17 protein-coding genes and 4 pseudogenes are annotated in these 18851 nt (G+C 66.3%); 11 read left to right on the top strand and 10 right to left on the bottom strand.

The window, feature by feature from the left end:
• Positions 1-20: 20 nt before the first annotated feature.
• Both BAY1663_RS11865 and pyrE read right to left on the bottom strand, forming a co-directional pair.
• Positions 21-586 (bottom strand): annotated as a pseudogene (locus BAY1663_RS11865) (DUF4124 domain-containing protein).
• Between the two features lie 47 nt (positions 587-633).
• On the bottom strand, positions 634-1275 hold the full coding sequence (gene pyrE, locus BAY1663_RS11860) for an orotate phosphoribosyltransferase (protein WP_037040984.1): 642 nt from the start codon (positions 1273-1275) through the stop codon (positions 634-636).
• Positions 1276-1360: 85 nt separating this feature from the next.
• Here pyrE and BAY1663_RS11855 point away from each other — a divergent pair, with 85 nt between their 5' ends.
• On the top strand, positions 1361-2140 hold the full coding sequence (locus BAY1663_RS11855) for an exodeoxyribonuclease III (RefSeq protein ID WP_037040982.1): 780 nt from the start codon (positions 1361-1363) through the stop codon (positions 2138-2140).
• A gap of 76 nt (positions 2141-2216) precedes the next feature.
• Here the strand turns inward: BAY1663_RS11855 and BAY1663_RS11850 are convergent, their stop codons facing one another.
• Complete coding sequence (locus tag BAY1663_RS11850) at positions 2217-2585, bottom strand: DUF4870 domain-containing protein (RefSeq protein ID WP_037040980.1); 369 nt, start codon at positions 2583-2585, stop codon at positions 2217-2219.
• A 12-nt stretch (positions 2586-2597) separates the two neighbouring features.
• Positions 2598-3320, bottom strand: a complete 723-nt coding sequence (rph, locus tag BAY1663_RS11845) for a ribonuclease PH (protein ID WP_037040978.1) — start codon at positions 3318-3320, stop codon at positions 2598-2600.
• A 261-nt stretch (positions 3321-3581) separates the two neighbouring features.
• Between rph and BAY1663_RS11840 the strand changes: the two are divergent.
• From BAY1663_RS11840 to BAY1663_RS11805, 8 genes and pseudogenes are all read left to right on the top strand, one after another.
• Positions 3582-4444 (top strand): annotated as a pseudogene (locus BAY1663_RS11840) (YicC/YloC family endoribonuclease).
• A 68-nt stretch (positions 4445-4512) separates the two neighbouring features.
• Positions 4513-5133 (top strand): guanylate kinase, encoded by a 621-nt coding sequence (gene gmk / locus BAY1663_RS11835; protein ID WP_037040976.1) that lies wholly within the window; start codon positions 4513-4515, stop codon positions 5131-5133.
• Positions 5134-5353: 220 nt separating this feature from the next.
• The gene (gene rpoZ, locus BAY1663_RS11830; protein ID WP_037040973.1) at positions 5354-5617 is read left to right on the top strand and encodes a DNA-directed RNA polymerase subunit omega; all 264 of its coding nucleotides are present in this window, start codon (positions 5354-5356) and stop codon (positions 5615-5617) included.
• A 60-nt stretch (positions 5618-5677) separates the two neighbouring features.
• Positions 5678-7784: pseudogene (spoT, locus tag BAY1663_RS11825) on the top strand (bifunctional GTP diphosphokinase/guanosine-3',5'-bis pyrophosphate 3'-pyrophosphohydrolase).
• Positions 7785-7977: 193 nt separating this feature from the next.
• Complete coding sequence (locus BAY1663_RS11820; protein WP_037040970.1) at positions 7978-9897, top strand: PAAR domain-containing protein; 1920 nt, start codon at positions 7978-7980, stop codon at positions 9895-9897.
• Positions 9894-10532, top strand: a complete 639-nt coding sequence (locus BAY1663_RS11815) for a DUF2931 family protein (protein WP_037040967.1) — start codon at positions 9894-9896, stop codon at positions 10530-10532. Before BAY1663_RS11820 ends, BAY1663_RS11815 begins: the two co-directional genes overlap by 4 nt.
• Positions 10526-11173 (top strand): DUF2931 family protein, encoded by a 648-nt coding sequence (locus BAY1663_RS11810; protein ID WP_256206708.1) that lies wholly within the window; start codon positions 10526-10528, stop codon positions 11171-11173. The genes BAY1663_RS11815 and BAY1663_RS11810 overlap by 7 nt, the downstream gene beginning before the upstream one ends.
• Positions 11174-11299: 126 nt before the next feature.
• A complete protein-coding gene (locus BAY1663_RS11805) occupies positions 11300-11680 on the top strand; it encodes a RidA family protein (protein WP_037040962.1) in 381 nt (126 codons plus the stop codon).
• 48 nt (positions 11681-11728) lie between these two features.
• Here BAY1663_RS11805 and BAY1663_RS11800 read toward each other — a convergent pair whose 3' ends face one another.
• Entirely contained in the window at positions 11729-12295 is a 567-nt protein-coding gene (locus BAY1663_RS11800; protein WP_037040959.1) for an OmpA family protein, read from the bottom strand.
• A gap of 14 nt (positions 12296-12309) precedes the next feature.
• Positions 12310-12771: a FecR domain-containing protein gene (locus tag BAY1663_RS11795; RefSeq protein ID WP_037040956.1), complete on the bottom strand. Its 462-nt coding sequence runs from the start codon at positions 12769-12771 to the stop codon at positions 12310-12312.
• Between the two features lie 397 nt (positions 12772-13168).
• On the opposite strand from BAY1663_RS11795, the gene BAY1663_RS11790 reads away from it, so the two are divergent.
• Entirely contained in the window at positions 13169-15145 is a 1977-nt protein-coding gene (locus BAY1663_RS11790) for an AAA family ATPase (RefSeq protein WP_037040953.1), read from the top strand.
• 76 nt (positions 15146-15221) lie between these two features.
• The gene (locus BAY1663_RS11785) at positions 15222-15932 is read left to right on the top strand and encodes a ZIP family metal transporter (RefSeq protein ID WP_218186662.1); all 711 of its coding nucleotides are present in this window, start codon (positions 15222-15224) and stop codon (positions 15930-15932) included.
• Positions 15933-16004: 72 nt separating this feature from the next.
• On the opposite strand, the gene BAY1663_RS11780 is transcribed toward BAY1663_RS11785, so the two are convergent.
• From BAY1663_RS11780 to BAY1663_RS11765, 4 genes and pseudogenes are all read right to left on the bottom strand, one after another.
• On the bottom strand, positions 16005-16622 hold the full coding sequence (locus BAY1663_RS11780; RefSeq protein WP_037040950.1) for a TPM domain-containing protein: 618 nt from the start codon (positions 16620-16622) through the stop codon (positions 16005-16007).
• Between the two features lie 18 nt (positions 16623-16640).
• Positions 16641-17390, bottom strand: coding sequence for a YgcG family protein (locus BAY1663_RS11775; RefSeq protein WP_037040948.1), 750 nt, complete (start codon positions 17388-17390; stop codon positions 16641-16643).
• On the bottom strand, positions 17387-18010 hold the full coding sequence (locus BAY1663_RS11770; protein ID WP_177325806.1) for a LemA family protein: 624 nt from the start codon (positions 18008-18010) through the stop codon (positions 17387-17389). Before BAY1663_RS11770 ends, BAY1663_RS11775 begins: the two co-directional genes overlap by 4 nt.
• 46 nt (positions 18011-18056) lie before the next feature.
• Positions 18057-18851 (bottom strand): annotated as a pseudogene (locus BAY1663_RS11765) (LysR substrate-binding domain-containing protein); the annotation flags it as partial.

Raw genomic sequence — 18851 nt, 5'->3', positions numbered from 1 at the left:
AGGGGTGGCAACGGATCGGACTATTCCGTTCGCCCGAGCAGCTCGGCGATCCGCTGGCGATCCCCGGCGAAACTGACCTCGCGTCGGCCCGCGCCTTCTCGTAGCGCTTGAGGTCCCGCAGCAGGCTGGCCTGCTCCCTTTCGAGGTTGGCGATCTGCGCCAGCAGGTTATCCGGAACCTGGCGCCCCGCCCTTTCGTGGTTGGCGGCCTGCTTCTGCAAAGCGTCGCGCTGGTTGCGCAACGCTTGCAGGTTGCCCTGCGCCAGGCCGATCACGCTGTCCAGCTCGGCGAGCTTGCGCGCCTCGGCCCGTTCCACATCCTCGACACTGGTGTACAGCCGAAGCAACTGGGCATCCGAGGCGGCACGGCGTTTCTGCGCCTGCAGCCGTTCGAACTCCTCGGCGGTCGGTGCCGGCGGGACTTCGCGGATGACGCGCCCTTGCTCGTTGAGCACCTGGTAGCCGCGACCGATGTGCTGCGGCGGTACGCCATGGCGGTCGAGCACCACTACGCCGCGATCGTCGACGTAGCGATACAACTCGGCAGCCATGGCCACGCCCGGGAGCAGGACGCCCAGCATGAACATCGTTCGAATGGCTGCCGATTTGCGCATGGCGGAACACCTATCCCGGGTCAGATTCCATATTGCTCGCGGTAGGCTTGCACCGCGGGCAGGTACTGCTTCAGTTGAATATCGTCGGCGAGATATTCCAGCACTTGCTCGAGGGACACAATACTGATTACCGGCATTCGATAATCACGTTCAACTTCCTGGATCGCCGACAGCTCGCCCTGGCCACGTTCCTGGCGATTGAGCGCGATCAGCACCCCCGCCGCCTCGGCGTTCTGCGCCTGGATGATCTGCATCACCTCGCGGATCGCGGTACCGGCGGTGATCACATCGTCGACGATCAGCACCCGCCCGGCCAGCGGCGCCCCCACCAGGGTGCCGCCCTCGCCATGGTCCTTGGCCTCCTTGCGGTTGAAGCACCAGGGCAGGTCGCGCTGGTGCCGTTCGGCCAAGGCGATGGCGGTCGCCGCGGCGAGTGGGATGCCCTTGTAGGCGGGGCCGAAGATGACCTCGAAATCGAGACCGCTTTCCACCACGGCCGCGGCATAGAAGCGGCCCAATTGGGCCAGGGCGCTGCCGCTGTTGAACAGGCCGGCATTGAAGAAGTACGGACTGGTACGCCCGGATTTCAGAGTGAACTCACCGAAGCGCAGAACCCCGCGCTCGATGGCGAAGCGAATGAACTCGCGCTGGTACGCCTGCATGAAGAAATTTCCCGGAAAGGCACGGATTTAGCTAATTGCGAAGAGCTTGGGTTATCATACACGCACGTGTTTTTAGGGGCCATTTATGCGGATCATCAGCGTCAACGTGAATGGCATTCAAGCGGCGGCACAGCGAGGATTGCTCAGCTGGCTGCAAGCGCAGAATGCCGATGTCATCTGCCTGCAGGATACCCGCGCCTCTGCCTTGGAACTCGACGAGCCCGCCTATCAGCTGGACGGCTACTTCCTCTATGCCTGCGACGCCGAAATCCCCGAACAGGGCGGTGTGGCGCTCTATTCCAGGCTGCAGCCGAAAGCCGTGATCGCCGGGCTGGGCTTCGAGACGGCAGATCGCTACGGGCGCTATCTACAGGCGGACTTCGACAAGGTCAGCATCGCCAGCCTGCTGCTGCCCTCCGGCCAGGGCGGCGACGCCAACCTGAACCAGAAGCTCAAGTTCATGGACGATTTCGCCCACTACCTGGACAAGCAGCGCCGCAAGCGCCGCGAGTACGTGTACTGCGGCTCGCTGTACGTCGCCCATCAGAAGCTGGATGTGAAGAACTGGCGCGATTGCCAGCAGGACCCGGGCTTCCTGGCGCCGGAGCGTGCCTGGCTGGACGAGATCTTCGGCAACATGGGCTACGTCGACGCACTGCGCGAAGTCAACCGCGAGGGGGACCTGTTCAGCTGGTGGCCAGACACCGAGCAGGCGGAAATGCTCAATCTCGGCTGGCGCTTCGACTACCAGATCCTCACCTCCGGCCTGCGCCGTTTCGTGCGCGGCGCCCGCCTGCCACGCCAGCCGCGCTTCTCGCAACATGCGCCGCTGATCGTGGATTACGACTGGACGCTGAGCCTGTAAATCAGCGGTTCGCAACGGCGGCCGGCGCGAACATCGCCGGCCGCCGCTCAGCTATCGACCGAAGATCGAAGCCGCCCTATTTGACCAGCCGCCAGCAGAACGGATAGCGGTAAGGCTTGCCCTCGTTGGCACGGATGCCGGCGATCACCACCAGCACCAGCGCCACCAGGCTGATCAGCACCATCAGCGGAAAGCCGATGAGAATCCAGGCGAGCACGCCGCAGATCATCATCAGGATGCTGAAGGTGATCTGGAAATTCAGCGCCTCCTTGCCCTGCTGATCGACGAAAGGATCGAGGTCCTTCTTCAGCTGCCAGACGATCAGCGGGCCGATGACATTGCCGATCATCGGCGCAAGGAACCAGAAGAACGCCGAATAGTGGCAGAACATGGCCCACTGGCGCGCCTCGCGGCCGGGCAACGGGGCCAGCTGCTGATCACTCATGCGCGCCCCCGCTCAGTCGGCTAGCGCCGCACGCTGCAGTTCGAACAACTGGCGCACGCCATCGTGCGCCAGGGCCAGCATGGCGTTGAGCTCGTCGGGATGGAACGGCGCGCCTTCGGCAGTGCCCTGCACCTCGATGAAGCCGCCAGCATCGGTCATCACCACGTTGAGGTCGGTCTCGGCGGCCGAATCCTCCAGGTAATCCAGGTCCAGTACCGGTTCACCCTGGTAGATGCCGACGGAAACCGCCGCCACCATCTGCTTGACCGGATCGCCAGCCTTGAGACCGCCGCGCTTCTTCAGCAGCTTCAGGGCATCGACCAGCGCGACCATCGCGCCGGTGATGGAAGCCGTGCGGGTACCGCCGTCGGCCTGGATCACGTCGCAATCGATGAACAGCGTGTTCTCGCCGAGCTTGCTCATATCCAGCGCCGCACGCAGCGAACGGCCGATCAGCCGCTGGATCTCCAGGGTCCGTCCGCCTTGCTTGCCGCGGGTCGCCTCGCGCTGGTTACGCTCGCCGGTAGCGCGCGGCAGCATGCCGTATTCCGCAGTCAGCCAGCCCTGGCCCTGGCCCTTGAGGAAGCGCGGCACACCGGTTTCGATGCTGGCGGTGCAGATCACCTTGGTATCGCCGAACTCGACCAGCACCGATCCCTCGGCATGCTTGGTGTAGTTGCGGGTGATCCGGATCGGGCGCAGCTGATCGGCGGCACGGCCACTGGGTCGTTTCATGGGGTGAACGTCCTGCTTGAGAAGAGAGTTGCCCGGCATTATAGAGGCCCCGGGCGGAAAAGGGGCCGGCCGGGCCGATACCGCTCACCGAATACGGGCATCCGGCCGGGAGCCATGCGGGAGCCAGCCGCGTCCACGCGTCGCGCGCATGGCGCGCTCTCAGCGCGCGCTCGACCGACATTGGCCGGCGGCCGCCTGCAGCCGGAGCCCTTTTCCTTTACAATCCTCCGCCTTTCGCAACCGCACCGAGAGGTATCCCCGATGGTCCACAGCATGACGGCCTTTGCCCGCAGCGAACAGGCCGGCACCCATGGCACCCTCAGCTGGGAAATCCGCTCGGTCAACCACCGCTACCTGGAGCCGCACCTGCGCCTGCCGGAAGCGTTCCGCGACCTCGAGGGCGCGGTGCGCGACGCCCTGCGCAAAGGCCTGTCGCGCGGCAAGGTGGAGTGCACCCTGCGCTTCGCCGAAGCCAACGAGCGCACCACGCTGCAGGTCGACCATGATCGCGCCAGCCAGTTGATCGCCGCCGCGAGAGCATCGCCGCATTGATCGCGCAGCCGGCGCCGATCGATCCACTGCAGGTGCTCGGCTGGCCCGGTGTGCTGGTGGGCGACGCGGTCGATCCGCAGGCACTCAACCAGAGCGCGCTGGAGCTGTTCCACCAAGCCCTCGAGCAGCTCAAGGACGGCCGCCGGCGCGAAGGCGACGAGCTGGCCAAGCTGCTCGGCGAGCGCCTGGACAGCATCCTCCAGGAAGTCGCCACGCTGCGCGAACAGGTTCCGCAGATGCTGGCCGCCCAGCGCCAGAAGCTCATCGATCGCTTCGCCGAGATACGGGCCGAACTCGACCCGCAGCGCCTGGAACAGGAAATGGTGCTGCTGGCGCAGAAAAGCGACGTCGCCGAGGAACTCGACCGCCTGAGCACCCACGTGACCGAGGTGCGCCGCGTGCTCAAGGCCGGCGGCGCCGCCGGGCGCCGTCTCGACTTCCTCATGCAGGAACTCAACCGCGAAGCCAACACGCTCGGCTCGAAGGCCTTCGACCCACGCAGCACGCAGGCGGCGGTCAATCTCAAGGTACTGATCGAGCAGATGCGCGAACAGGTGCAGAACATCGAATAACCGCCGGCCGCACGAGCGGCTGGTCTACCTTCTCTAATCAGCAACCACAGCGCTTCCAGGAACCCGTAATGTCCGCCACCACCGGTACGCTCTATATCGTTTCCGCACCTTCCGGGGCCGGCAAGACCAGCCTGGTCAAGGCCCTGATCGATGCACAACCGCAGGTGCGGGTCTCGGTTTCGCACACCACGCGCGCCATGCGCCCGGGCGAGGTCGACGGGGTCAACTACCACTTCGTCAGCCGCGAGGATTTTCTCCAGCGCCTGGAACGCGACGAATTTCTCGAGCATGCCGAGGTGTTCGGCAACCTCTACGGCACCTCGCAGCGCTGGCTGGAAGAAACCCTGGCCGAGGGTTACGACCTGATCCTGGAGATCGACTGGCAGGGTGCCCAGCAAGTGCGCCGGCTGATGCCCCACGCCAAGTCGATCTTCATCCTGCCGCCGACCCAGGAAGCCCTGCGCCAGCGCCTCAACAACCGCGGCCAGGACAGCGACGAGATCATCGAGAAACGCATGCGCGAGGCAGTCAGCGAGATGAGCCACTACGTCGAGTACGACTACCTGGTGATCAACGACGATTTCGCCCACGCGCTGATCGACCTGCAGTCGATCTTCCGCGCCAACCAGCTCAAGCAGCGTACCCAGCAGCAGCGCCACGCCCGCCTGCTCGGCGAGTTGCTGGCGTAGGTTGGGTTGAGGAGCGAAGCGACGAAGCCCAACATGAGCATGCAACCGGCAACGCCTGGGAGTCGTCGTGTTGGGCTTCGCTACGCTCAACCCAACCTACGCTCAACCGACCACGCGCCGCGAAGAAACAGCGCTTCCATTAAGGCTGGTGATTTTTTAAACTAATCCGTCCGCTCGCCCATCCGGGCATGCTCCATCGCTATTGAATCAGAGGAACACCATGGCCCGCGTTACCGTTGAAGACTGCCTGGACAACGTCGATAACCGCTTCGAGCTGGTCATGCTCGCCACCAAGCGCGCGCGCCAGCTGGCTACCGGCGGCAAGGAGCCGAAAGTGGGCTGGGAAAACGACAAGCCGACCGTCGTCGCGCTGCGTGAAATCGCTTCCGGGCTGGTCGACTACGATGTCATTGCCCAGGACGAAATCGTCGATGACGAACCGCTCTTCACCCAGTACGAGGAAGAGCCGAACGAGGCCATCTAACTAAATGCCAGGTCGAAGTCGAACCGCGAACATCGAAGCCCGCCGGCAAGGAGCGCTACCTTGCCAGCCATAGACGCTCTTGCGGATCGCCTGTCGACCTACCTCGCCCCGACCAGGTCAACCTGGTCCGCCGTGCCTATTTCTACGCCGAGCAGGCCCATGACGGCCAGCGCCGGCGCAGCGGCGAAGCCTACGTCACCCACCCCCTGGCAGTCGCCAACATCCTCGCCGACATGCACATGGACCATCAGAGCCTGATGGCCGCGATGCTGCATGACGTCATCGAGGACACCGGCATTCCCAAGGACGCACTGATCGCGCAGTTCGGCGAAACCGTTGCCGAGCTGGTCGACGGGGTCAGCAAGCTGACCCAGATGAACTTCGAGACCAAGGCCGAGGCCCAGGCCGAGAACTTCCAGAAGATGGCCATGGCCATGGCCCGCGATATCCGCGTGATCCTGGTCAAGCTCGCCGACCGCCTGCACAACATGCGCACCCTGGAAGTACTGGCCGGCGAGAAGCGCCGGCGTATCGCCAAGGAAACCCTGGAAATCTACGCGCCCATCGCCAACCGCCTGGGCATGCACTCGATGCGCGTGGAATTCGAGGACCTGGGCTTCAAGGCGATGTATCCGATGCGCTCCGAGCGCATCCGCGCCGCGGTGCGGCGTGCGCGCGGCAACCGCAACGAGATCGTCGAGAAGATCGAGCAGTCGCTGATCCACTGCCTCGAGCGCGAAGGCCTCGAAGGCGAGGTGATGGGCCGCGAGAAACACCTGTACAGCATCTACAAGAAGATGCGCGGCAAGCGCAAGGCGTTCAACGAGATCATGGACGTCTATGCCTTCCGCATCGTGGTGGACAAGGCCGACACCTGCTATCGCGTGCTCGGCGCCGTGCACAGCCTGTACAAGCCGCTGCCGGGCCGCTTCAAGGACTACATCGCGATTCCCAAGGCCAACGGCTACCAGTCGCTGCACACCACGCTGTTCGGCATGCACGGCGTGCCCATCGAAATCCAGATCCGCACCCGCGAAATGGAAGAGATGGCCAACAACGGTATCGCCGCGCACTGGCTGTACAAGTCCGAAGAAGACGAGGTGCCCAAGGGCACCCACGCTCGCGCACGCCAGTGGGTCAAGGGCGTGCTGGAACTGCAGCAACGCGCCGGCAATTCGCTGGAATTCATCGAGAGCGTCAAGATCGACCTGTTCCCCGACGAGGTCTACGTCTTCACTCCCAAGGGCCGCATCATGGAGATGCCCAAGGGCTCGACCGCCGTCGATTTCGCCTACGCGGTGCACACCGACGTCGGCAATACCTGCATCGCCTGTCGCGTCAACCGCCGCCTGGCGCCGCTGTCGCAGCCGCTGGAAAGCGGCTCGACGGTGGAGATCGTCACCGCGCCGGGCGCCCGGCCGAACCCGGCCTGGCTCAACTTCGTCGTCACCGGCAAGGCACGCACGCACATCCGCCACGCGCTCAAGCTGCAGCGCCGCTCGGAGTCGATCAACCTCGGCGAGCGCCTGCTGAGCAAGGCGCTCAGCGGCTTCGAGACCAGCCTCGAGAAGATCGACCCCGAACGTATCCGCCAGGTCCTCACCGAATACCACATGGAATACGTCGAGGACCTGCTGGAGGACATCGGCCTGGGCAACCGCATGGCCTACGTCATCGCCCGCCGCCTGGTCTCGCGTGACGGCGAGCAGGCGCCGGCGCTCGAAGGCCCGCTGGCGATCCGCGGCACCGAGGGCTGGTGCTCAACTACGCCAAGTGCTGCACGCCGATTCCCGGCGACCCGATCGTCGGCCATCTGTCCGCCGGCAAGGGCATGGTGGTGCACCTGGAAAGCTGCCGGAACATCAGCGAGATCCGCCACAACCCGGACAAGTGCATCCAGCTGTCCTGGTCCAAGGATGTCACCGGCGAGTTCAACGTCGAACTGCGCGTCGAGCTGGAACACCAGCGCGGCCTGATCGCCCTGCTCGCCGGCAGCGTCAACGCCGCCGACGGCAACATCGAGAAGATCGGCATGGACGAGCGCGACGGGCGCATCAGCGTAGTCCAGCTGGTGGTCAGCGTGCACGACCGCGTGCATCTGGCGCGGGTGATCAAGAAGCTGCGGGCGATCAAGGGCGTGACGCGGATCACCCGGGTCAAGGCGTAACCGCGGCTGCAACCTGCAAGAAAAGCCCCGCCGGTGAAGACCGTGCGGGGCTTTTTTACACTCCGCTATCGTGCAAGTTCTGGCGCAACCGGCGCCCAGCCGCGAACCAGCCCATAAAAAACCAAACGCCATTTGCACTCACCGCTGCCCATGCGGCAAGGTACCGGCTCGCATACCGATAGGGAGATTGGTCATGTCCGGCAAACCCGCCGCCCGGCTCGGCGACCCCACCGCCTGCCCCAAGACCGGGCATGGGACCAACCCCATCGCCAGCGGCTCGCCCGATGTCTTCTTCGACGGCCTGCCCGCCGCCCGCGCGGGCGACACCACCGGCTGCGGCAGCGCCCTTTCGGGCAACCTCATCCCCAACGTGCTGATCAATGGAAAACCAGCCGCCACCCTGGGCAGCCTCGGCGACCACGGCAGCGTGGTGATCGGCGGCTCGGGCACCGTCATCATCGGCACCTCGCACACCCCGGCGCCCTTCGTGCCGCCCGAGCCGCTGAATGTCGCCAGCGCCGCGGGTGCCATGCCGGCCAGCCCCGCCTTGCCCCAACGGCCGGCCACCCCCATGGCCCGCGCCTGGCAGGAGGAACCCGGCGACCTCGCCACGCCGGGGCTGGAAGAAGAGGACGAAGAGGAAGAACTGGACGAGCAGCCGCAGCAGCAGGTGCGCCAGGCCGTCACCCTGCGCATCGGCGTGTTCTTCGACGGCACCGGCAACAATGCCACCAACAGCGCCATCGGCGCCCAGTGCCGCGCACCGGCACTCGGCCTCGGCGAGCAGGAAGCACTGGCCATGGTCCAGCGCTGCGAAGCCCATCATCTCGCCCCGGACAGCAGCTATGCCAACGATGTAAGCAATATCTGGCGGTTGTATGACCTTTATCGGGATGATTCAGGCCAGGCATTAACCCCGGACAAGAAGAACGCCAATCTACGTGTTTACGTCACCGGTATCGGTACAACCACCGGCCAGCCGGACACCCGCTTTCCTGGCCAGGCCTTCGGTCGCGGCGCGACGGGCTTGCTGGCCAAGATCGATGAAGGCCTGGCCTTGCTGGAAAAAGCGCTGGTTAGCTTCAAGGACGAAAACCCCGAAAGCGCACTGGCCCGGCTGGAACTGGATATCTTCGGCTTCAGCCGCGGCGCAGCGGCGGCCCGGCATTTCGCCAACCAGATGCTCCTGCGCGAACAGGGACCATTGGGCAAGTTGCACCGTAGGCGCAGGCTCGGCCTGGCACCCGGCTTCGACTGGCGGGACGCCGTCGTCATCAACTTCATCGGCCTGTTCGATACCGTGGCCGCCCTCGGCGGCTGGGACGACTGGGGCGATCCCAGCGATGACGTCAACGGCGGTATCGACCTCCATCTGGCGCCCGAGGCGGCCCGCCGGGTGGTGCATCTGGTCGCCCGCGACGAATACCGGCGCAATTTCGCCCTCAACCAGGTTGCCCCGCCGCACCGGGAAATCGTCCTGCCCGGCGCCCATTCGGACCTGGGCGGCGGCTATCCGCCGCTGGACAGCGAGCGGCTCTACCCGATACGCCCGCGCAGCAACTGGGTCAGCCGGGCGACCAGCCCATTCAGCACCCTGGCCTACCAACAGGCGCAACGCGACACCGAATATGCCCGCCAGGCCGACCTGCTCGACCCGCAGGACCGTACCGCGCGGCTGGAAACGGACGTCTGGGAACACTTCACACCCTTCAGCGGCGGGCGCGGCGACCAGATGAAATACGTTTTGGCGGCGCCCTATCTGGAACGCCGGGTCTATGGGCACCTTTCGCGAGTATATCTGCGGGTCATGCATACGCTGGCAGTGGAGGCAGGCGTTTCACTCGACTTCATCGACGAGCAAGACAGTAAGCTCTCCCTACCCGCCGAGCTTGTACCTATCAAGGACAAGCTGCTGGCCTGGGCCAGAAGCGGCAGCGGCGCGCTGGATATGGAAGAGGAACGCCTGCTGCGCCAGCGCTACGTCCATCTGTCGGCCAACTGGAATGCCGCCGCCGGACGCGGCGGCAGCCTGCTCGATGTGGTCTTCGTCAATGCCCCGGCCGAGCGCGGACGGATACGCCATGCCGACAGGCCGCAGGAGAAAAAGCGATGAGAGCACCGCTGCTTGTCCTGTTCCTTCTGCTGCTCGGCGGCTGCGCCAGCGCCGAGAGAAACCCCGGCAGCCTGCCTTACAAATACTGGCGCCTGGGCTTCCTGGCCCCGGACTATATGGAAGTCTGGGTGGAAACCGCCGATGTGGAAGATATCCGCGGACATAGATTCTTCCATGTGGGCAGCGGCATAGTTGCCATTCGTACCCCTCCTGAAGGCCAAGGAAATGCGGCCGGATGGGGCGAACGCTTCGGCTGGGGCGCAGGCCGCCACGTCAACGGCGCCGACCTGCCCCGGCGCATCTACGTGCGCTGGCAATCCCTCGCCGAGCCCCAGACCTACCGGGTCATCCTCGATATCCCCGAACGCGCGCGACAGTTGATGAGCGAGCGGCTCGACCCGCCCTGCCCCGCCAGCGAATACCGTGAAGCCCTCGCCTTGGGCCTCGCCCCTGGCGGCGTGATCAGGGGCTGGGTCATGAGCACTTGCGGCGGGCCCATCGAAGTTCTGCGCGCCCAGGCGGAAATCGAGCCCAAGGGACCGTATGAAGGAACCTCCCAGGGAGGACACCGGCCCCTCTCGGAAACCTCCAGAGCCTATATCGAACAGCACGGTATTCCCTACGGATCATGGTGATCATGACCGCACGCAACCTATCGCTCATCCTGGCCTTACTGCTGCTCGGCGGCTGCGCCGAGAGAAACCCCGGCAGCCTGCCTTACCAATACTGGCGCCTGGGCTTCCTGGCCCCGGACTATATGGAAGTCTGGGTGGAAACCGCCGATGTGGAAGATATCCGCGGACATAGGTTCTTCCATGTGGGCAGCGGCATAGTTGCCGTTCGCACCCCTCCTGAAGGCCAAGGAAATGCGGCCGGATGGGGCGAACGCTTCGGCTGGGGCGCAGGCCGCCACGTCAATGGCGCCGACCTGCCCCGGCGCATCTACGTGCGCTGGCAATCCCTCGCCGAGCCCCAGACCTACCGGGTCATCCTCGATATCCCCGAACGCGCGCGACAGTTGATGAGCGAGCGGCTCGACCCGCCCTGCCCCGCCAGCGAATACCGTGAAGCCCTCGCCTTGGGTCTCGCCCCTGGCGGCGTGGTCAGGGGCTGGGTCATGAGCACCTGCGGCGGGCCCATCGAAGTCCTGCGCGCCCAAGCGGAAATCGAGCCCAAGGGGCCTTATGGCGGGCAATCCGATGGCGAGTATTACTTCCTCTCGGAAACCTCCAGAGCCTATATCGAACAGCACGGTATTCCCTACGGCTCTTGGTGAGCAGGCAGTTGCAAGCCGCAGCCGCTGTTTCCGTGCAAGACCGGGTTAGAATCCTTCCCTCGGCTTTTCGCTCTTCACTTGAAGCTTGCCACTCGAGGCTTGCCGCTATCCCAGAAGGAGATTCCCATGTCCCGCACCGTGATCAACACCGACAAGGCCCCCGCCGCCATCGGCACCTATTCCCAGGCCATCCGGGCCGGCAATACCGTCTACATGTCCGGACAGATCCCCCTGGACCCCAGGACCATGGAGCTGGTGGAAGGCTTCGAGGCGCAAGCCGTGCAGGTCTTCGAGAACCTCAAGGCGGTGGCCGAAGCGGCCGGCGGCTCGCTGAAGGACATCGTCAAACTCAACATCTTCCTCACCGACCTAGGCAATTTCGCCACCGTCAACGAGGTGATGAGCCGCTACTTCCAGTTGCCGTTCCCGGCCCGCGCGGCCATCGGCATCGCCGCCCTGCCCAAGGGTGCGCAGGTAGAAATGGACGCGGTCATGGTGATCGACTGAGCGTCCCCGCCGCCGGCGCGGTGGGCTCGCCGCGCCGGTAACCCGGCCTCAACGCACCAGGACCTCGACCCGCCGGTTGCGCGGCTCGGCGGTTGCATCCGGCGTCGCCACCAGCAGGTTGCGCTCGCCGTGGGACTCCACCCGCAGTTCCATCGCCTCCAGCCCTCTTTTCCTCAGCAGTTCGGCTACGCCTTGTGCGCGCCGCAAGCCGACCTGTTCGTTGGCTGCACGCTGGCCGAGGGTATCGGTATGGCCGATCACCGTGACCACCGGATAGTCGCGCCGGCGCGCCGCCAGCAGTATGCGCTCCAGCGTCTGCTCGGCGGCGCTGCCCAGCCCGCCAGTGGCCTCGATCGGCAGCACGAAGCGCTCCGGCAATGCCGGCTGCGCCGCCAGCGCTGCAGCGAAATCCGCCTTGCGGCGCAGCTCATTGACCGCAAATGGCCGCTCCGCGCCACCGATGGCCATTCCCTGCCCAGGCGTTTCGAGCAGGCGCTGCCCGGCCTCGCCCAGCGCCACGCCGCCCTGCCCGCCCGGATCGTCCGCCAGCGCCACGTAGGATTGCCGCGCACAGCCGCCCAGTGCCGCACTGGCCAGCAGCGCCATACCCATCATTCGCAAGAACCGTTTCACTCGATCACCTTCAGCAACACGTGGCCACCACGCACCTGGACAAGGCCTTCCGGGGTATCGATGGCAATCGCCTGCGGATCGAGGCGCGCCATGTCCCCGGGAATCAGGCTCAGCGTGCCGCGGGTGAGCGTGGCGCGCAGGTGCAGCGCATCCTGCGCCGGGGCGAAGCGATACTCCTCCAGGATCAGCTCGCTGCGCGGACCGAAGGACAACACGCTGCCGTCATTGAGGATCACCCCCAAACCGCCTTCGGCCCCGGTGCTCAGCGCCACCCCCGGCAGCACCGCCTGGCCGACCTTGGCCGCATTGGTATAGCCGCGACTGCTGACATAGGCGGCCCCCATCACCCTGGCGACATGCCCGCTGGGTTCGGGCAGATTCTCCGCCGGAGCCGGCAGCAGCCACATCGCCGGCACGACGCTCAACGCACGCAACAGATTTTTTTTCAGATAGCTCATCGGGGCTCTCGAGTCGACATGCTCGGGGCGGATTCACCGCTAATCCACACCCGCTCACTAAGGCAGCCCAAATCGCCACAAATTCCCGCCGCTTCGTTCAATGGATAGCCGAGCATGTCGACGATCAGCGGTTCCCGGCATCCCGGGTCATTCGTCGCAAACCCGCCGGCCGTTCGTCGCACGACCATTCACAGGGGCCCGCTTGCCGTATCCTCGCCGCTGTCGGCAGTTCAATATCCGACCAGCGGTCTGGCCCATAACGCCCTCCAAATATCGCCAGCGACCGCACTCCGCCTTGGTGCGCATGCGGGCCATTTCACGCCCGTAGCCGAAAACTGTGGTCCGCCTGCGAGGCGGTTGTTTTGTCGATGCGTCGGGTCTCCCGATTGGATGTGAAATGAAGAAACCACGTCTGCTTCAAGGTCGCCGCGGCCTTGCGCTGTCCATTTTCGCGCTGTTGCTGCTCACGGCCCTGGCCGGCTGGCAGTTGAACCCCAGTACTCCGGACGCCCCCCCTGCCGCCGGCTCGGCGGCGGCGATGCTCGCCCAGTTGCAGACCTCCCGAGAGCCCTGGGAAGCCGACCGCGGCGATCTCTCCCGGCTGATGGGCGACCTGCGCGACGGCGCCATCGCCAGCGCCGCCTTGGGCGCCGATGCGGTCTACATCACCGCCGTGGGTGATCGGCGCTACTGGATACCGGACCAGTCCGGGCGCGTCGCCGCGCTGCTGCTCGAACGCTACGCCGACGGCCGCGGCGAGCTGTTCCCCTTGACGCTGTTCCAGACCGATGCCGAAAAACCCTTCTACAAGGCACTGCTGCCCTACTCGCCGATCGCCCTGCTGTTGCTCGCCGCGGCGCTCTACTTCGGCCTGAAGACCCGCCATTTCCAGGTGCAGCGCAAAGGCAGCGGCATCACCTTCGCCGATGTCATCGGCGCCGCCGAGGCCAAGCAGGCGCTGCACGACGTTACCGCCTACCTGCGCGATCCCGCCGCCTATGCCCGGCTCGGTGCCCGCCCGCCCAAGGGCGTGCTGCTGACCGGCGAACCCGGCACCGGCAAGACCCAGCTAGCCAAGGCGCTGGCCAGTGAATCCAACGCCAGCTTCATCCAGGTCACCGGCAGCGATTTCTCCTCGATGTACTTCGGCGTCGGCATCCAGAAGGTCAAGTCGCTGTTCCACACCGCGCGCAAGCAGGCGCCGTGCATCATCTTCATCGACGAGATCGACGGCATCGGCAAGCGCGCCGAGCAGCAGCGCTCCAGCGATGCCGAGAGCAACCGCATCATCAACCAGTTTCTCGCCGAGATGGACGGCTTCGACCCGGCCAGCGGCGTGCTGGTACTGGGCGCGACCAACTTCCCCAACTCGCTCGACCCGGCGCTGGTGCGCGAGGGCCGTTTCGACCGCTCGATCGCCGTCGGCCTGCCGGGCCTGGAGGATCGCGAGGCGCTGTTCCGCCTGTATGCCGGCAAGATCAACGCGGCGCCGGCACTGGATTTCGCCCAGCTGGCGCGCAACACCGTCGGCCTGACGCCAGCGGCCATCGCCTACATCGTCAACCACGCCGCCCTGCTGGCTGCCCGCACCGGCGCCAGGCAGGTCGACATGGCGCGTTTCGTCGATGCCGTCGAGACCTGCCGCATCGGCGAGCAACCCTCCGGCGTGACGCCGATGTCGCCGACCGACCGCAAGCGCATCGCCGTGCACGAGGCCGGCCATGCGCTGGTCGCCGCCGCGCTCAATGTCGGTCGGGTCGAAAAGGTCACCATCCTGCCGCGCGGCCAGGCGCTGGGCGTGACGCTGGTGACGCCGGTCGAGGACAAGCGGCTGCACATGTATTCCGAGCTGCGCAATCGCATCCAGATGCTGCTGGCCGGGCGCGGGGCCGAACAGCTGTACTTCCACGAGGTCTCGTCCGGTGCCGGGCAGGACTTGCAGGAAGCCTCGAAGATCGCGCTGTCCATGGTCGGCGCGCTGGGCATGGGCCCCCGCGGCTCGCTGCTGAGCCTGCAGGCCGTGCGCGAGGCCCATCTGGACAGCGATCCGCGCGAGGCCCTGGAAGCCGCTGACGAGCTCCTGCAGCAACTCAACCAGGATTGCCTCGCGCTGCTGCAGCGGCTCAAGCCGGCGCTCGATCACATCGCCGCGCAGCTGCTCGAATGCGAGACGGTGCCCGGCGAGGAAGTCCTGGCCGCCATCGCCCGGCTTCCGGCCGACCGTGCTCATGGCGTCTCGCCGCTGCACGGCGCGGGCGCGGGCCTGGAACGGGTCGCCGCCTCGGCCTTCGACGACAGCACCGGCGCGCTGTTCGACATGGTCGCCGGTGAGCACGAGACACCGGCGGAACCGGAAGGCCCTGGAATGGCCTGAGGCCTGCGCGCACGGCGCATGTCGCTGCGGCTCCCTTGCCGATATGCTGGGCGCCTATCGCTGACGGAGCCGGAGTATGGATTCCATTCCCTTGTGGTTGCAGGCCGGCTTCTGGGGCCTGCTGGCTGGCTCGGCGCTGCTGCTGGGCGCGGCCGCGGGCTACTGGTTGCCGATCCCCCGGCGGCTGATCGCCGCCATCATGGCCTTCGGCGCCGGCGCACTGATCTCCTCGCTGGCGTTCGAACTGATGGACGAGGCCCTGCGGATCGGCGGGCTGGGTGCCAGCGCGATCGGCTTCATGGGCGGTGCCGCCCTCTACACCGCGGCCAACCGGCTGCTCGCCACGGCCGGCGCCAAGCACCGCAAGCGTTCGGGCGACCTGCAGCCCTCGGAGCGGGACGACAGCGGCAGTGGCCTGGCGATTGCCGTGGGCGCACTGCTCGACGGCATCCCGGAGTCCATCGTCATCGGCCTCGGCCTGATACACGGCGGCGGCGTGGGCCTGGCGGCGGTGGTCGCGGTGTTCCTCTCCAACCTTCCCGAAGGGTTGTCGAGCGCCGCCGGCATGAGGCGGGCCGGGCGCTCGGCGCGCTACATCTTCGGGGTCTGGGGCGGCATCACCCTGGCCTCGGGGATTGCCGCCCTGGTCGGCTACGGTGCCTTCCAGGATCTCGACGGCGAAGCGATCGCCGCCACCACCGCGATCGCCGCCGGCGCGATCCTCGCCATGCTGGCCGATACCATGATCCCCGAGGCGTTCGCCGATACCCAGGACTACGCGGGCTGATCACCGCCCTGGGCTTTCTCACCGCCCTGGCATTTTCCGCCAGCATGCCCTGAACCTAGCGGCGCAGCAGGCTCAAGGCAGCAGCACCAGGCGGTTGGGCAGCTCGTTGCGTGCGTGGGTCTTCGGCACGTGCTGCGCCAGCAACGCGCCGCTGGCCTCGATGCAACCGAGGAAGCCTTCGAGCACCTGGCCCTGTCTCACGCGTTCGGTGAAGGTCGCGACGATCGATTCCCAGGCGGCGTTGTCGATACGGCCGGCGACGCCGCGATCGACGAGGATTTCCACGTAGCGCTCGGCCTCGGCGACGAAGATCAGCACGCCGGTGTCGGCATCGGTGTGGTGCAGGCCCAGTTCGATGAACTGCCGGCGGGCCAGGTTGCCGGTCCGCCAGCGGCGCACCGCGCGCGGGATCAGCCGGCTGGTCAGCGCCGGGCTGCGAAATACCCAGGCCAGCACGACGAAAGTCGCCCATTGCACCAGCAGCAGCTGCCAGGCGCCCAGCCAGCCGCTGAAGAACAGCGCGGCGCCGGGCACCAGCAGCGCGATCAGGCTGGCCCAGAGCAGCGGGATATAGCGATAGTCGTCGGCCTGGGCGGCGAGCACGGTCACCACCTCGGCGTCGGTGCCACGCTCGATCCGCTCGATCGCCGCGGCCACCTGTTGCAGTTCGCTTTCGCTCAGTAAGGTCATTGCGCATCCATCGTCGAATTACCAGCCGCCCGAGGCGCCACCGCCGCCGAAGCCGCCTCCACCGCCGCCGAAACCACCACCACCGAAGCCGCCACCGCCAAAACCGCCACCGCGGCCCATGCCGCCGAGCAGGGCCCCGAGCAGCAGGGCACGACGGCCGCCGCCACGACCACCACCGCCGCCGATGAGGAAGATCGCCACCAGCATCAGGAAAAAGCCCAGTATTCCCAGCCCGCCGGGTTGCTGCTGACCCACCGGCATGACCGGGCGCAGCTCCGGTGGCAGCGGGTCGCCGCCAAGCACGGTGATCATCGCTGACGCCCCCTCGCTGATGCCGGCGGCGAAATCGCCGCGCTGGAACGCCGGGACGATGATGCGGTTGATGATCACCGAGGATTGCGCATCGGTCAGCCGATCCTCCAGCCCGTAGCCGACCTCGATGCGGACCTTGCGGTCGTCACGGGCGACGATCAGCAGCGCACCGTTGTCCTCGCCCGCCTGACCGATGCCCCAGGCACGCCCCAACGTCACACCGAACTCCTCGATGCTGCGCCCCTGCAGATCCGGCACGGTGACCACCACCACCTGCTCACCCGTCGCCTGCTCGTGGGCGGCGAACAACCGGGTCAGGCGCGCCTCGGTCTGCGCGTCGAGCAATTCGGCCCGATCCACCACCCGGCCGCTCAGCGCCGGTAGCGCAGCTTCCTGGGCGACGGTACCGCCGGCGCACAACAGCAGGCCGAGTGCCAGCGCGAGTGCATGGATCATCGGAACTGGACTTGCGGCGCCTGCTCGGCGTTCTCGGCGGTGGCCTCGAAGTTCTCGCGGATCGGCATGTCGCTGTACATCAGCTTGTGCCAGATGCGCCCGGGGAAGGTGCGGATCTCGGTGTTGTAGCGCTCCACCGCGGCGATGAAATCGCGCCGGGCCACGGCGATGCGGTTCTCGGTGCCTTCGAGCTGCGACTGCAGGGCGAGGAAGTTCTGGTTCGATTTCAGGTCCGGATAGCGCTCGGACACCGCCATCAGCCGGCTCAGGGCGCCGGTCAGCTGGTTCTGCGCCTCCTGGAAGCGCTGCAGTTGCTGCGGATCGTCCAGGGTGCTGGCATCGACCTGGATCGAGGTGGCCTTGGCCCGCGCCTCGACCACGGCGGTAAGGGTTTCCTGCTCCTGGCGGGCGAAGCCCTTGACCGTTTCGACCAGGTTGGGGATCAGGTCGGCGCGCCGCTGGTACTGGTTCTCCACCTGCGACCAGGCGGCCTTGACTTGCTCGTCGTAGGTCGGAATGTTGTTGATGCCGCAGCCGGCCAGCAGCCAGGACATGAGAACGACAACCGTCAATTGCCAGGTGTATCGAAAACGCTGCGTTTGCATGATGCGCTTGTCCATTCTGTTAGCCAGTACGCAGATAAGAATAGCCAAGCGCCACAAGAGTTCAGGCCAACGATGAAACTCCCTTCGCCGCGGGCTGCGCCCACGGTGCCTGCGCCAACAGGGCCGCACAACGCGCCTGCAGATGCTCGTGGAGCAGCCGTACCGGCTTGCTCAGCTGGGCCCGATGAGCGCAGAGCAGGCTGAGCGGCGCCGCTTCGCCGAGGCACTCCGGCAACAGCACCCGCAGGCGACCGGCCGTAACGTCATCGGCGATGTCCAGCCACGACTTGTAGGCCAACCCGGCGCCGGCCAGGGCCCAGCGGCGCACCACGTCGGCATCGTCGCTGACCCGGTCGCCCACGACCTGCACGGTGCGCGCACGCTTTGCTTCCTGAAAACACCAGCGGTCATGCACCCGCCCGGCGAGCATGAAGCGCAGGCAGTTGTGCCCGGCCAGTTCGTCCAGCCGCTGCGGCGCGCCGTGGCGCTGCAGGTAGGCCGGCGAAGCGCACAGCACCCGGCGATTGCCAGCCGCCACCGGCAGCGCCACCAGGCTCGAATCCTGCGGCTCGCCGTAACGCAGGACCAGGTCCACCGGCTGCCGGAACAGGTCGGTCAACCCGTCGCCCAGCAGCAGGCGCAGCTGCAACTGCGGATGGCGCGCCTGGAATTCGTCGAGCCAGGGCAGCAGGACGTTGCGACCGAAGTCCGAGGGCGCCGACAGCTGCAGCACGCCGCTGATCGCCTCGCGGCCGCCAGCGAGTGCCTGGCGCCCTCGTGCAGGCTGGCCAGCGCCGCCCGGGCATGCAGCAGATACGCCTCGCCCTCGGCGGTCAGGCGCAGGCTGCGGGTGGAG

It is taken from the genome of Pseudomonas sp. BAY1663 (genome assembly GCF_000582595.1).
GTDB lineage: Bacteria > Pseudomonadota > Gammaproteobacteria > Pseudomonadales > Pseudomonadaceae > Stutzerimonas > Stutzerimonas stutzeri_AF.
The sequence above is the reverse complement of the archived record's forward strand: the minus strand, read 5'-3'. Positions and strand labels throughout refer to the sequence as shown.

Coding starts and splice junctions, on each gene's coding strand:
- pyrE (WP_037040984.1), bottom strand. CDS start 1,275: ATGCAGGCGTACCAGCGCGAGTTCATTCGCTTCGCCATCGAGCGCGGG.
- BAY1663_RS11855 (WP_037040982.1), top strand. CDS start 1,361: ATGCGGATCATCAGCGTCAACGTGAATGGCATTCAAGCGGCGGCACAG.
- BAY1663_RS11850 (WP_037040980.1), bottom strand. CDS start 2,585: ATGAGTGATCAGCAGCTGGCCCCGTTGCCCGGCCGCGAGGCGCGCCAG.
- rph (WP_037040978.1), bottom strand. CDS start 3,320: ATGAAACGACCCAGTGGCCGTGCCGCCGATCAGCTGCGCCCGATCCGG.
- gmk (WP_037040976.1), top strand. CDS start 4,513: ATGTCCGCCACCACCGGTACGCTCTATATCGTTTCCGCACCTTCCGGG.
- rpoZ (WP_037040973.1), top strand. CDS start 5,354: ATGGCCCGCGTTACCGTTGAAGACTGCCTGGACAACGTCGATAACCGC.
- BAY1663_RS11820 (WP_037040970.1), top strand. CDS start 7,978: ATGTCCGGCAAACCCGCCGCCCGGCTCGGCGACCCCACCGCCTGCCCC.
- BAY1663_RS11815 (WP_037040967.1), top strand. CDS start 9,894: ATGAGAGCACCGCTGCTTGTCCTGTTCCTTCTGCTGCTCGGCGGCTGC.
- BAY1663_RS11810 (WP_256206708.1), top strand. CDS start 10,526: ATGGTGATCATGACCGCACGCAACCTATCGCTCATCCTGGCCTTACTG.
- BAY1663_RS11805 (WP_037040962.1), top strand. CDS start 11,300: ATGTCCCGCACCGTGATCAACACCGACAAGGCCCCCGCCGCCATCGGC.
- BAY1663_RS11800 (WP_037040959.1), bottom strand. CDS start 12,295: ATGATGGGTATGGCGCTGCTGGCCAGTGCGGCACTGGGCGGCTGTGCG.
- BAY1663_RS11795 (WP_037040956.1), bottom strand. CDS start 12,771: ATGAGCTATCTGAAAAAAAATCTGTTGCGTGCGTTGAGCGTCGTGCCG.
- BAY1663_RS11790 (WP_037040953.1), top strand. CDS start 13,169: ATGAAGAAACCACGTCTGCTTCAAGGTCGCCGCGGCCTTGCGCTGTCC.
- BAY1663_RS11785 (WP_218186662.1), top strand. CDS start 15,222: ATGGATTCCATTCCCTTGTGGTTGCAGGCCGGCTTCTGGGGCCTGCTG.
- BAY1663_RS11780 (WP_037040950.1), bottom strand. CDS start 16,622: ATGACCTTACTGAGCGAAAGCGAACTGCAACAGGTGGCCGCGGCGATC.
- BAY1663_RS11775 (WP_037040948.1), bottom strand. CDS start 17,390: ATGATCCATGCACTCGCGCTGGCACTCGGCCTGCTGTTGTGCGCCGGC.
- BAY1663_RS11770 (WP_177325806.1), bottom strand. CDS start 18,010: ATGGACAAGCGCATCATGCAAACGCAGCGTTTTCGATACACCTGGCAA.